The organism is Pseudomonas sp. GW821-FHT12A04, from assembly GCF_058807755.1.
In genome coordinates, this window is record NZ_JBXAQZ010000012.1 from 82922 (window position 1) to 96442 (window position 13521).

Genomic DNA, 13521 nt, shown 5'->3' on the forward strand with positions numbered 1-13521 from the left:
TTGTGAACATGAGTGATAGCACTGTTACTCCGGCCGCTGGCGCACCCGCGGCCAAACCTCCCCTGCATTGGCCGACGCTGCTGATCGGGTTATGCCTGGTCGTTGTCGTGGCCGGTGGGTTGGGGTGGTTCATGCACAAGCCCAAGGCCCCGGCCCCCGTGTTGGCCAGTGACAAACTGGGGATGAGCCGCCCGGATGGCCTATTGGAAACCCACTCCCTGAGCCAGTTGCCCAAGGACTTGCTGGCGGTGCCGTTCCTCAAGGAAACCCTGACCGAAGATTTCGTCTTCTATTACGAAACCCATGCCGATCGCTTGGGCTTGATCGGCAGCTTGCGGCGGATCATCTACGAACACGACCTGAAACTGCAGGACACCTTGATCGAGCAGTTGTTCGATCAGCCTGCCGATGTAGCGTTGTGGCGCGGGGCGGATGGGCGGCTCAAGGATTTCCTGCTGGTGATGGATCGCGGCGGGCTGGCCAAGGTGCTGGAGCCGCTGGCCAAAGTGGCGCTGGGCGACTCGCAGTTGAGCAAGGTCGCTGACGTGAAGGTCGGTACCGACGATGTGGCGCTCTATCAACTCAACTACAACGCGAGCAAGGCGCTGCTGTTCGCGTCCCATGGCGACAAACTGGTGGTGTTGTCCAATCCGACGAAACTCTACGACCCGCAAAGTGGCGCAACGGAAGAATCGGGCAGCGTGTCGACCACGGCCATTGCTGCGCTGCTCAATGGCGACAAACTGTTTCCCGAAGCCTTCGGCCTGGCACCTCGTGAGCCGCAAGTGAAACAACGCCTGTCGGTGAATGCCAGCGTGCTGGCCATGGGTTACCAGCGTTTCATCCCTAACTTCGCCGGCCTGCGTTTTGACATGGACGACAAGGGCTGGCACAGCTTCCTGGCCATGGATGAACTGGAGAATCAGCCAGACTTCGATTTCAAACCGATCTGGCAAGCCATGCCCATGGGCGCCAGCGCTTGCGTGGCGTTGCCGCTGGCAGCCGAACAACAGACACCGCTGCTGGTGAAACTCGGTGCGCAGGAGAAGGTGGCCCAGGCATTGACCGAACACATGGCCGGCGCGGCAGGCCTGTGCTGGTATGCCGATTCGCGGTTGTACACGCCCTTGCTGGTGGCCAGCCTCAACGATGATGACAGCGGCAAACTCGATGGAGATCTGGGCAGCCTGTTTGGCTCGATGGTCGGTGCCTACGAGAGCAAAGTCGAAGACGGTGCCTTCCCGGTGGTGGAAAAGCAGGAAGGCCAGAGCTATCAGTGGCGACGCCAGGTCAGCTCCAGTTTCGGTCCCTATGCGGCCAAGGAGGCCGAAAACCCCGACGCGATCACCGGCAAGACGTTCATGAAAGTCAGCCTGGCGAGGCATGGCTCGACGTTGCTTTTCTCCCTCGACGACAAGCTGGTGGACAAGGCTCTCGGCACCCTCGACAAACGCTTCCCGCCGATGGCCGACGTGGTACCGAAAGACCTGCTGATGCCGGTCTATTTCGGCCCGGACTCCATGGCCCAATTGATGCAGCAGGAAACCCTCGACAGCCTGCCCCAGGATATGGAACCGGTGTTCTATAACGCCGCGCAAACCTGGCTGATCCCGAAACTGCGCAAGCTCGGCGGCTACGGCAAATACGCCCTGACCTTACCTGAAGGCAGCGAGCCAGACGGCCACTGGCAGTGGCTGCCGCTGGAGTGGAAAGCCCTGTGACGGCATTGATCCGAAGTCTCGGCCTGCTGGCGTTGTTGCTGAGCGCGGGTGCCCGCGCTGTCGAGGCACCGTCGCTCGACCCACAGCAATCCCAGGTGTTTCGTGCCTGGTTCGTGCGCATTGCCCAGGAGCAACTGAGCCAGGGCCCGAGCCCGCGCTGGTATCAACAAGACTGTGCCGGGCTGGTGCGCTTCGCCGCTAACGAAGCGCTGAAAGTCCATGACGACAAATGGCTGCGCAGCAATGGCCTGTCCAATCGTTACCTGCCGCCGGAACTGCAATTGAGCGACGCCCAGCGCGGTCTTGCCCAGCAATGGCAGCAGGGCGGCGGCAAGGTCGGGCCATACGTCAATGCGATCAAATTGATCCAGTTCAACAGCCATCTGGTCAGCCGCGATGTGTCTCAAGCGCGCCCTGGCGACCTGATGTTTTTCGACCAGGGCGACGACCAGCACCTGATGATCTGGATGGGCCGTTACATCGCCTATCACACCGGCACCAGCACACCCACCGACAACGGCATGCGTTCGGCAAGCCTGCAGCAACTCATGACATGGAAGGACACCCGATGGATACCCGACGCAGCCAACCCCAACTTCATCGGCGTCTATCGACTGAATTTTCTTTCCCAATGACCGGTGCCCGCATGCTGCGTTTTCTGTCTCTGATGTTGGTATTGGTGCTGCCGTTCTCGGCGGTAAACGCCGAAGACTCGGTCCCGGCCAGCGGCTATGCGCCAGTGGCCGGCGAGAGTTTTTTCCTGCTGGCCGACAGCAGCTTTGCCAGCGATGAACAGGCGATGGTGCGCCTTGAAGCGCCGGGTCGCGACTATCGCCGGTTTCGCATGGAGCCCTACGGCGGCGCCGACATTCGGGTGTATCGCATCGACAAGCCGCTGGACTTCCTCAAACGCCAGAAGAACCTGCATCGGGTGGTCAGCGATGGCCAGTTCAAGGGGGAGGGGCTGTCCAATACCCTCGCGTACCTGTGGGACAACTGGTATCGAAAATCCCGTCGGGTGATGCAGCGGGCGTTTTCCTACGAGTCGCGTAAACAAGTCACCGAGGAAGTGCCGGAACTGAAGATGGGCAACGCGATGGCCGCGCCAACGCCCTACGATGCGCAGCCGCAATTTGCACTGATACCGGGTTTGCCCGTGGTCAGCCAGTTCCGTTATCCGTTGTGGCAGGCCAAGCCGATCCAGCCACCTGCCGGGGTGAACCTGGCCGGTTCTTCCAGCGAGTTCGTCAGCGTCGCGCCGGGCAACGTGTACATCCCGCTGGGCAATCTCAAGCCGGGTCTTTATCTGGTGGAAGCGCTGATCGGCAAGTACCGCGCCACCACCATGGTGTTCGTCTCCAACACTGTGGCGGTGAGCAAGATCGCCGGTGACGAATTGCTGGTGTGGGCCGCGCGCAAACACGAAGGCAGCTCGGTGCCGAAGGTCAATGTGCTGTGGACCGATGGCCTGGGCGTAATGAGCAGCGGCGCCACCGATACCGATGGCTTGCTGCGCTTGAAACACGTCAGCCCCGAGCGTTCGTTCGTGATCGGCGAAGACGAAGAGGGCGGGGTGTTCGTCTCCGAGAATTTCTACTACGACAGCGAAATCTACGACACCAAACTCTATGCTTTCACCGACCGGCCGCTGTATCGACCGGGGGATTGGGTGTCGCTGAAAATCGTCGGGCGGGAGTTCAAGAACGCGCGGGACTCAGTGCAGCCAAGCGCGGCCGACGTCAATGTGACCGTGCTGGATGCGACCGGCACGGCGCTGCAATCCCTCGCTCTGAAGCTCGATTCCAAGGCTGGCACCCAGGGCCGATTCCAGTTGCCCGATAACGCTGTGGCCGGTGGCTATGAACTGCGTTTCAACTACAAGGATCAGGCTTACAGCAGCGCCTTCCGCGTGGCTGAATACATCAAGCCGCACTTCGAGATTTCGCTTAATCTGGCCAAGCAGGATTACCGCACAGGCGAACCGGTCAAGGGCAGCCTGGTGCTGCTGTACCCGGATGGAAAACCGGTGGCCAATGCGAAATTGAGCCTGAGCCTGCGCGCCCAACAGCTGTCGATGGTCGACAACGAACTGCAATACCTCGGGCAATTTCCGGTGGAACTGACCAGCACCGAATTGACCACCGACGCCAAGGGCAGCGCGTCCCTCGACTTGCCGGCAGCGGTCAAGCCCAGTCGCTACATGCTCACGGTGTTTGCCAGCGACGGTGCGGCGTATCGGGTCAAGACCACCAAGGAAATCCTCATCGACCGTGGCGCGGCGAATTTCCGCTTGAGCGCGCCTCAACGCTTCAGCGCGGTGGGTGACAAGGTTGCCTTCAGCTACGCCCGCGAAGGCGAGCAAGCCGATGCCGTTACGCCAGGCAGCTATGGCTGGGTGCGTTTGGAGGACCAGAGCACCGGCGAAGGCAAGCTAGCGGCAACCGACAAAGGTTTCACCCTGGCCTTTGACCGGCCAGGCACCTACAACCTGACGCTCAAGGATGATCATGGCCGGGCGGTCGGCGCCACCGGCCATTCGGTGACCGGCGAAGGTGTCAAAGCCGTACCCGGCACCGTGGAAATCGTCCTCGACAAGCCCGAGTACATCGCAGGCGATGAAGCGCTGGCGCTGATCACTTTCTCCGAGCCAGTGAGCGATGCGTTGCTGTCGCTGGAGCGGGACAAGGTCGAAGCCACTGCGCTGCTGTCCAAAGGCGGCGACTGGCTGAAGATGGAAAAACTCAGCGATACCCAATACCGCGCGCGCATCCCGGTGAAAGACGGTTTCGCGCCGAACCTGACCTTCTCGGTGTTGTACACCAAGGGCGGCCAATACAGTTTCCAGAACGCCGGCATCAAGGTGGTAACGCCACAGATCGACGTGGCCATCGCCACCGACAAAGAAACCTACCTACCGGGTGAAACCGTCTCGGTGGACCTGACCACCGGGTTCGCCGGAAAAGCGATCCCCGCGCACCTGACGGTCAGCGTGGTTGATGAAATGGTCTACGCCCTGCAACCGGAAGTCGCGCCGAGCATCGACCAGTTCTTCTATCACCCACGGCGCAACAACGTGCGCACCAGCGCCAGTTTGTCGTTCATCAGTTATGACGTCGCCTTGCCGGGCAGCCCCGGTGCACCGGGCAAGGCCAATCGCAGTGAGCGCGGTGTGAAGGTGCTGGAGCGGCCGCGTCGCGAAGACGTCGACACGGCTGCGTGGCAACCTGAATTGCTGACCGATACCAACGGTAAAACCCGCTTCACCTTCAAGATGCCCGACTCCCTGACCCGCTGGCGCATCACCGCCAGGGCCATCGCCGATGGCGCTCAGGTCGGGCAGAAGAAGCAGTTCGTACGCTCGGAAAAACCGCTGTACCTGAAGTGGAGCGGGCCGACCCGATTCCGCGCCGGTGACAAACCGGACCTCGGTGTGTTCGCCTTCAGTCAGACCGAGAAACCGGTCAAGGCCGAACTGGTGACCCGTTACGCCGGCAACGAACAGCGGGTGCCTGTAACTCTGAACAGTGGCATCAACTACATCCCGTTGCCGACCTTTGAACTGGTCAATGGCGAGTGGAGCGCCGAGCTGATGCAGGATGGCAAAACCGCTGATGCCCTGGCGGTGCGCCTGAGTGCGACCGGTGAAGGCTGGCAGGTGACTCAAACCCAGAGCCTTGATGTGGGTGAGGGCGATACGCCGCTGACGTTGCCGACAGACGCCAGTGATATCCGCCTGCGTCTGGACGACAGTCCGCAAGCGTTGTTCCGTTCTGCACTCGACGATCTGTTGAGCTACCCCTACGGTGGCGTTGAGCAGACCGCCAGCCGGCTGCTGCCATTGAGCATTGCCTACCCGACGCTGGCGGTGAATCCGCAGATCCGTGATCGCCTGCGTCTGATCATGCAAAACAGTCGCTTGCGTCTGGTACAAATGGCCGGCCCTTCGGCGAGCTTCACCTGGTGGGGCATGGATGGCGAGCCGGATGCATTCCTCACCGCCTACGCCTATTACGCCGACTGGCACGCCAGCCAGGTGCTGGAACTGAGCCTGCCGCCGGAGCATTGGCAGCGGGTGCTGGAGGTCTACGCCAAACAGGCGAAGAACACGCCGTTGTTGCAGCGGGCGCTGATCCTGTCGTTCGCCAAACAGATGCAGTTGCCGGTCAACACCTTGCTCAGTGGCTTGATGGACGACCTGGTGAAAGCGGGCGAGGGCACCGCGGCGAACCTGATGGAGAACGGCGAAGACAGCCTCGTCATGCGCGATCCGGATTCAGCCTTGGGGCTGGCGGCTGCACGCGTGCTGACGGCATCGTTGGCCAGGCAAGCGAAGGTCGCTTTACCGGACGCGTTCAATCGGCAACTGGCCGACGCGCAGCAACGTCTGGCGGTCAGTTCCCAGCCGTTTGCCGAAGCGCTGAACCTGTCGCTGCAACCCTTCGATCAGGCTCACGCCAAGGCCTTGCTGCAACGTTTGCTACCTCAGCAATCGACCCTGGAACGTGCGTTGGCGTTGACCTGGCTGCAACGCAGCATCGAGCAGGCATCGCCCACCATTGCATTGGCGCCGGGTGAGGGCTGGAAGAAACAGTACGGGGTTTCTGGGGAGATGTATTGGACGTGGCAGGGGGCTGCGCCAGTGCCGACGGTATTGACGCTGACCGGCGCGCAAGAGCGTCCGCTGCGCGCTGCATTGAGTTACCGCAGCCAACAGCCGGCAGTCGATCCGATGGCCGTGACCATCACCCGTCGCCTGTCGCGATTGGTGCCGGGGGATGAGGCTTTCACCTTCAAACTTGAAGCGGTCGGCAACGCGCCACTGTCCAGCGACAACCTCTATCTCGATGAGGTGATCGTCACCAGCCAAGCCGCCAGACCGTTGCGTTACGGGATGCTGGAAGTGCCGCTGCCACCGGGCGCCGATGTCGAGCGCACGACCTGGGGCATCAAACTCATGGGCAAGGCCGGCACCGAGCCGACGTCCCTGGAGAAGGCGCGTTTCGAACCGGGGCAAATGGCTTACGCCATTCCGGTCGATGTCTTGAGTGGTGAATTGCGCCTGAGGCATTTGGTGCGTTTCTCGCAGAAGGGGCAGTTCAACTTGCCGCCGGTGCGTTTCACTCAGGTTTATGCGCCGCAGCATCAGGCGATGGAACAAAAGGCAGCCCTTGGCCAGGTCACGGTTCACTGACGTGCACAGGCGGCTGACAGGTTGGTTGTTGTGTTTGATCCCTGTGCTGGCAACGGCGCAGGACGAACCTTTGCGCCTGGCCTTCAAGGGCGATTTGTTGTCGCTGAGTCGAACGCAGGTGATCACCCGCGAGCCGTTGCCGCAGACGTTGCAGTCGCCATTGGGCAGTGTGTGGAAGTTGTTCGTCTACGCCTGGCTGGTGGACACCGGCGCACGTGAGCCGGCTTATGAATGCCGGGGCCAGTCGAAGGAAGAGGTTTATTGCTGCACGGCGGGCGGCAGGATCGAGCGTGATCAGGCGTTGGTGAAGTCATGCGGTCTGTATTTCGAACCCGCACGGTTGGGCATCGGCGATGCCGACTGGCGAGCCTATTGGCAGACGCGGCAGGCGCCGCAATGGTTGCTGGATTTGCCTTCGTTGCAACCGGCTACCCGGGTTTCGGTGGCGGAACTGTTGAAGATGTTGGCCGTGCTGCCGGCGCAGGATCAAGCCCGGCGTGTGTTGCTCGATGTGATGCTCAATGCCGCCGATGGCCAGGTCGTCGGCGAACTCGGAAGCCGTCTGCGGGTGAAGACCTGGAGCTGGCTGGCGGATCAGGATGCAACATCGCGACAGGGCGGGTTTGCCGGTTGGACGGCGGACGGTACACCGGTCTGGGCTGGCGGGCGCGGTACCAGTCAACGGGTACTGCGTGATTACGCGCAGGCACTGTCTACGGTGATTCCTGTTGCATGGCCTGTGGATGCAGGGCAGTGCGTAGAGGTCGACCTGTTCTCTCGCTATCCACTTCGGCGCGTGCTGTCCGGGGGCACCGCAGTGACTTCCGGGGCATTGCAGGGTGACTACCGCGTCGAATTCGCCAACGGTAATGCGCTGGATATCCACAGCGACGGTGAACTGTTTCTGCTGAGCGACAAGCTCGTGGCTCGTCTGGATCGCGAAGAGTACGTTGCCCGTGTGCTCCAGCGCGAAGCCAGTACCGAACCGGTCGAAGCCGCCAAAGCCCTGGCCGTGGCCATCCGCACTTACCTGCTGCAAAACGCCACGCGCAGCGGTGACTGCCTGAGCATCGACGACAGCAGCAGTCGTCAGCGAGTCGCGCCGCGTCCGGCGTCGCCCGAGTCTCGCGACATCGCCGCCTGGACCAGCGACCTGGTGCTGGCCGGCAGCACCATCACCTACCATTCCGATCAACCCGGCCCGGACAAACTGTCCTGGCAGCAAGCCGTCGAACAGGCCCGTGCCGGCCAGCGCTACGACGCCATCCTGCTGCACGCCTACCCACGCGCCAGTCTCAGTCGCTGGGACAACCCGGTCGCGTCCTGCGAAGCGTTGCCCGCCGCACAAGAATGGCTGCAGAAACAACGGCGCGGCTGGCGCCAAAAACTTGAAAGCGAAACCGGCTACAACGAAGTCAGCACCTTCGCCGTATGCCGCCTGGCATTCGGCCGCCCCTATGTCGACCGCGAACGTCAGCGTATCTACGTGCGTGGCGCGCGGACACTGCAAGACCGCCTCGACCTGACCCACGAATACCTGCACCTGGCCTTCGAAGCACACCCCAATGGCCAGGATGAAACCTACATCGAAGGGCTCGCCCGCCACCTCTTGCTGGAATAGACCATGAAACTCCGTTATCCACAGGTCTTGCTGTTGCTCTGTTCGCTGGTGGCGTTGCCATCGGTGATGGCGGCTGACAGCGTCAAACTCGACACCCCCGCAGGCGGCTGGCGCACCGGCGCGCCTGAGGGCGAAGGGGAAAACTTCCGGCAGACCGTCAACTACCCGGCTTCATCGGTGAATACCCCGACAGGGCAGGCCAACACGGCTCGCATCAGCGGGCAGATCAAAGCTACAGCCAAATCCACAGAGCCCGGCCGTCTGATCGTCAACGGAGTCAGCATGCCGCTGAAAATCGATCCGGCGGGGCGCTTCGATCGCCCGTTCTCATTCCCCAACGGCAGCAACAGCGTCGAGGTTCGCAGCCCTGATGGCCAACAACGTCAGCGCACGCAATTTCTCAACAGCAGCGGCGGCGCGACCCCGGCCAAATTGCGCGTATTGCTGGCCTGGGACAGCGACGGCACCGACCTTGACCTGCACCTGATCACCCCCGACGGCGCGCACATCTGGTACGGCGAGCGCGTCGTCCCCAACGGCGCAGCGCTCGACGTCGACGTCACCACCGGCTACGGCCCGGAAATCTTCGCCATGCCTGCGCCGATCAAGGGGCAATATCTGGTGTATGTGAACTACTTCGGTGGCGGGTACAGCAGTGATGAGGAGGGGCAGGAAGATGCGGTGCAAGCGCTGACTACCGCGCAGGTAACGGTGATTACCGAGGAAGGCACGCCGAGCGAGAAGATGGAGACGTTCCTGGTGCCGATGCGTGCGGTGGGGGAGTTGACGTTGGTGAAAGGGTTTAGTTATCCGTGAGGGGGAAGTGACAGCGCTGCTGAGACAAATGCAGGTTCTGGGCAGTTAACTTTTTTCAGGCATTAAAAAGCCGGCTTGTGGCCGGCTTCTCGGGGACTGGCTTGGATCATTTTTGGTAAACCGCGCCAGCCTTCAAAACGTACACCCGGATCTTGCGTCCGGCTGTGGGACCTGGTGAGAAAGTCATCTGCCAGGCCAGTGCATCTGAGCCGCAGGGCGGGTCGATGCACAAATGTGGGGCGCAGCATACGCAGGTTTGACGGAAATTCCCAGCGGGAAGTGCCGGGCAGAGCCTTTGGCCACCCGGGTGGGTGGCCGATGGGCGTTCCGGAGCGCTTAAAGAAAGGGCACCGTCGGCCGTCGTTTGTTCAGGGTCGACCACCAGAACACCCAGCCCAGCACCCTGATGTTCTGCTCTTCGATCTGTGCGGCCCTGAAGATTTCATCCGGGTATTCGGCGCGGTTGTGGCTGCGCAGTCGCAGGGAGTTGCCCGGTAGTCGGTGCAGGTACTTGATGCGCAGCATGCCGTCATGTTCGATGGCGTAGATCTCGCCATCGACAATTTGGGTCAGGCCACGGTCAATCGCCAGGGTCGAACCGTCTTCAATTTTCTCACCCATGCTATTGCCGCTCATCAGGGTGCAGATGGCGTCGGCGTGGTTGATTTCCAGGGAGTCGAGGTGGCTGCGGGGCAGGCGGATGGATTTCTCGGGATCCTCTATGACATGGGTTTTGTTGGATCCCGGGGCGGTGACAGCTTCTTTGAGGAATGGCAGTTCGACGTCGACAGGCTCTATGACCGTGTAGACACCGCGGATGGTCTGGGCATCGAAGGTGTTGCCGGACTCGTCGAGCAGGCGCAGGTGTTGGGCGTCTTTCGAGCCTTCGCCGGTTTTCAGCCAGTCGCTGCTGACGGAGAGTTTTCTGGCGACTTCTTCCATGCAATGGGCAGGCACACCGCGGGTGTACCAGTTATGTACATTTTGCGGAGCCGTATCCAGGAATTCGGCAAATCCGGTGGTCGTGATGTTCGCTGCTTCGAGGAGCGCTTTGAAGCGTGGGCCGCTAGTGTTCTTTTTCATGAACGCGAGTCTACTGGCGGCTAACAAGGGTTTGAATAAACGCCTCGTTCAAATTTCGCGGGAAATTTACGACCGGATGTAAGACGCTCCAGGGGAATTTTAAACAGGCAAAAACCATGGGTAGGCCTGTTTAAACGTAGTGTGTGGTGTGCTTGTCAGGCACCCACAAAAAACCCCGGATCATCCGGGGTTTTTCTTGCCGCTTGCAGCTAAAAGCCTGCAGCCGGGCTTAGCCTTTGTAGGCAGCAACCGACTTGGTGATCGCTTCGCGGGCGGCGTCTGCGCCGGCCCAGCCTTCGATCTTCACCCATTTGCCTTTTTCGAGATCTTTGTAGTTCGCGAAGAAGTGCTCGATCTGCTGGATCAGCAGCGCTGGCAGGTCGGTGTATTCCTTCACGTCGACGTACAGCTGGGACAGCTTGTCGTGTGGGACTGCGATGACTTTGGCATCGCCGCCGCCGTCGTCGGTCATGTTCAGAATGCCGACCGGACGGGCGCGGATTACCGAACCTGGAGCAACCGGGTAAGGGGTTACGACCAGCACGTCGAGGGGATCACCGTCGTCAGCCAGGGTGTTCGGGATGTAACCGTAGTTGGCCGGGTAGAACATTGGGGTGGCCATGAAACGGTCAACGAACAGGCAATCGCTGTCTTTGTCGATTTCGTATTTGATCGGCGCGTGGTTGGCCGGGATCTCGATCGCGACGTAGATGTCGTTCGGCAGGTCTTTGCCAGCCGGAATCTTGCTGTAGCTCATTGGGCGTTGCCCCCGTTAGTTGACCAAAAACACTTGGCCGGATTGACCAAAAAGTGGCGGCGATTATAGGCATATTCCTGTGTCGACGCCATGGACCAGAAGTCGTATGGCGCTCACTGGTGTGCCTGATAGACAGGGTCATGCGCCTGAAGTTGCTTCAACCTCGCCAGCGGATCCTGGCGATAGAACAGCTTCAACTGCTGGTACACCTGTGGATAAGCCTCGTGCAGCAAATCCGGGGCGCTGAAGAAGTATTCGCTGGTGACGGCGAAGAACTCGGCAGGATTTTCGGCGGCATACGGATCGATGGCGGTTTCGGCATCGGGATTGCGTTCCAGTTGCCGGTCGAGGTCGTCGTAAGCCTCTTGCATGACGTTGGCCCAGTCGCTGACGCGCATGTCGGCATGCAGCGGCGGCAGGCCGTTGGCGACGCCGTTGAGCATGTCGAGCTTGTGAGCCAGTTCGTGGATCACCAGGTTGTAGCCTTCCCAGCCTCCGCTGGCCATTACGCCGGGCCAGGCGAGGATGATCGGGCCTTGCTGCCAGGCTTCACCGCTGTGCTCACCGTCCCATTCGTGCTCGACACCGCTGGCATCGCGATGGCGCTGGGGGCTGAGGAAGTCGTCTGGGTAGAGGATGATTTCGTGGAAGCCCTGATACCAGTTCAGGTCGCCGAGGTGCAGAAGTGGCAATTGCGCCTGGGCGGCGAGCAGCAAGCGTTGTTCCTGATGCAGTTCGACGCCGGGCAGGGCGCTCAGGTGCTTGTCTTCGAGGAACAGCACGCAGGCTTCGCGCAGCCATTGGTCTTCGGCGGCGCTGATGCCATCGAGAAAACTCAGGTGATGGCGCACCCGTTGCCACATGTCGTCGGCAATCGGGTGTTTTGCCAGGGTGCGCCGGCGACGCCAGGCGCTCAGGGACCACATCGTGTCAGCGCGATTCGGCTTTGGAGTTCGAACCGGCAAGGCGGTTACGCACCATGCCAATGATCATCGGCACCAGCGAGAGCAGGATGATGCCGACTACCAGTAGCGACAGGTTCTTCTTGATGAACGGCACGTTGCCGAAGAAGTAACCGAGCGTCACCAGGCCGCCGACCCATAGGATGGTGCCCAGCACGCTGAAGGCAAAGAAACGCGGATAAGGCATTCTCCCCACGCCGGCGACGAACGGTGCAAAAGTACGGATGATCGGCAGGAAGCGCGCCAGGGTCACGGTTTTGCCGCCGTGCTTGTCGTAGAAGTCGTGGGTTTGTTGCAGGTAGTCACGACGGAAGATCTTCGAGTCCGGATTGCTGAACAGCTTTTCACCTGCCGTTCGTCCGATGATGTAGTTGGTGCTGTCGCCCAGGATCGCCGCCAGCATCAGCAGGCCGGCGAGCAGTACCGGATCCATGCCGCCACCGGCCGCCACGGCGCCAGCGATGAACAGCAAGGAGTCGCCCGGCAGGAAGGGCATGACCACAAGGCCGGTTTCACAGAAGATCACCATGAACAGAATGGCGTAGATCCATGCCCCGTAGTTGGTTACAAGCATGTCGAGGTAGACGTCGAGATGCAGGACAATGTCGATCGGGTTGAAATCCATGGAAAGCACCTGTGGTGACGGCCCGACTCAGCAGACCTGTGCGGATGACTTCGCGTAAGACTACGGATAGGGGTAGTTTTTCTTACAAGCCGGGAATATCGGGATTATACGAGGCGAGTGGTGAAAATCGCGTCGAGATTGTAGCGGGGAATGTCATGACAGGGCTGATGTTTGATAACGAACAGGTGGGAGCGAGCCTGCTCACGATGCCGTTACTTCGTTGGACCATTGTAATCCAGTCGATGCCATCGCGAGCAGGGTGCAGGTGATTCAGAGTTCGTCGCTGATCGGCAGCACGTAGTTCTTGAATTCGGTGTCTTCCTTGAATCCGATGGACTCGTAGGTTTTCTGCGCGACTTCGTTGTTGCTGCTGGTGGAAACACGCATGCGCACGGCATTGGTTTCCTTGGCCATTTTTTTTGCGGTGCGGATCAGGTTGTCGGCCACCAACTGGCGGCGGGCGTCTTCGGCGACATAAATATCGTTGAGGATCCACACACGTTTGAGCGAAAGTGAGGAGAAGCTCGGGTACAGCTGGCAGAAACCCATCAGTTTGTTGCTGTCATCATCGGACAGCGCCAGGTAGATCACCGACTCTTTGCGACGCAGGCGTTTCTCGAGGAACGCCCGGGACGAGTCCGGATACGGCAGGGAACCATAAAACTCGCGATATTTGACGAACAAGGGGGTCAGCAGGTCCAGGTGTTCGAGGGTCGCTTGAATAATCCGCATGGTAGGTCTCGTC

Annotated in this window: 10 protein-coding genes; 5 read left to right on the forward strand and 5 right to left on the reverse strand. The window is 60.6% G+C overall.

Going from position 1 to position 13521, the window contains the following annotated elements:
- Positions 1 to 8: 8 nt before the first annotated feature.
- From AC1RS8_RS19430 to AC1RS8_RS19450, 5 genes are read left to right on the forward strand one after another with little or no spacing between them, the layout of a single operon-like run.
- Complete coding sequence (locus AC1RS8_RS19430; protein WP_489339292.1) at positions 9 to 1721, forward strand: DUF2138 domain-containing protein; 1713 nt, start codon at positions 9 to 11, stop codon at positions 1719 to 1721.
- The gene (locus tag AC1RS8_RS19435; protein WP_057713137.1) at positions 1718 to 2356 is read left to right on the forward strand and encodes a DUF1175 domain-containing protein; all 639 of its coding nucleotides are present in this window, start codon (positions 1718 to 1720) and stop codon (positions 2354 to 2356) included. The genes AC1RS8_RS19430 and AC1RS8_RS19435 overlap by 4 nt, the downstream gene beginning before the upstream one ends.
- Positions 2353 to 6912 (forward strand): alpha-2-macroglobulin family protein, encoded by a 4560-nt coding sequence (locus tag AC1RS8_RS19440; RefSeq protein ID WP_489339291.1) that lies wholly within the window; start codon positions 2353 to 2355, stop codon positions 6910 to 6912. Before AC1RS8_RS19435 ends, AC1RS8_RS19440 begins: the two co-directional genes overlap by 4 nt.
- Before the next feature lies 1 nt (position 6913).
- Positions 6914 to 8533, forward strand: coding sequence for a DUF2300 domain-containing protein (locus AC1RS8_RS19445; RefSeq protein ID WP_489339290.1), 1620 nt, complete (start codon positions 6914 to 6916; stop codon positions 8531 to 8533).
- A gap of 3 nt (positions 8534 to 8536) precedes the next feature.
- Complete coding sequence (locus AC1RS8_RS19450) at positions 8537 to 9349, forward strand: YfaP family protein (RefSeq protein WP_489339289.1); 813 nt, start codon at positions 8537 to 8539, stop codon at positions 9347 to 9349.
- A 336-nt stretch (positions 9350 to 9685) separates the two neighbouring features.
- On the opposite strand, the gene AC1RS8_RS19455 is transcribed toward AC1RS8_RS19450, so the two are convergent.
- From AC1RS8_RS19455 to AC1RS8_RS19475, 5 genes are all read right to left on the reverse strand, one after another.
- Entirely contained in the window at positions 9686 to 10432 is a 747-nt protein-coding gene (locus tag AC1RS8_RS19455; protein WP_057713140.1) for a LexA family transcriptional regulator, read from the reverse strand.
- Positions 10433 to 10661: 229 nt separating this feature from the next.
- Positions 10662 to 11189 carry an inorganic diphosphatase gene (gene ppa, locus AC1RS8_RS19460; RefSeq protein WP_007990564.1) on the reverse strand — a complete coding sequence of 176 codons (528 nt, stop codon included), beginning with the start codon at positions 11187 to 11189 and terminating at the stop codon, positions 10662 to 10664.
- Positions 11190 to 11302: 113 nt separating this feature from the next.
- Entirely contained in the window at positions 11303 to 12115 is an 813-nt protein-coding gene (locus AC1RS8_RS19465) for a M90 family metallopeptidase (protein ID WP_090451613.1), read from the reverse strand.
- Positions 12116 to 12119: 4 nt separating this feature from the next.
- Positions 12120 to 12776 (reverse strand): DedA family protein, encoded by a 657-nt coding sequence (locus tag AC1RS8_RS19470; RefSeq protein ID WP_090451611.1) that lies wholly within the window; start codon positions 12774 to 12776, stop codon positions 12120 to 12122.
- 270 nt (positions 12777 to 13046) lie between these two features.
- Complete coding sequence (locus AC1RS8_RS19475; protein WP_007990572.1) at positions 13047 to 13508, reverse strand: GNAT family N-acetyltransferase; 462 nt, start codon at positions 13506 to 13508, stop codon at positions 13047 to 13049.
- Between the last annotated feature and the right edge of the window lie 13 nt (positions 13509 to 13521).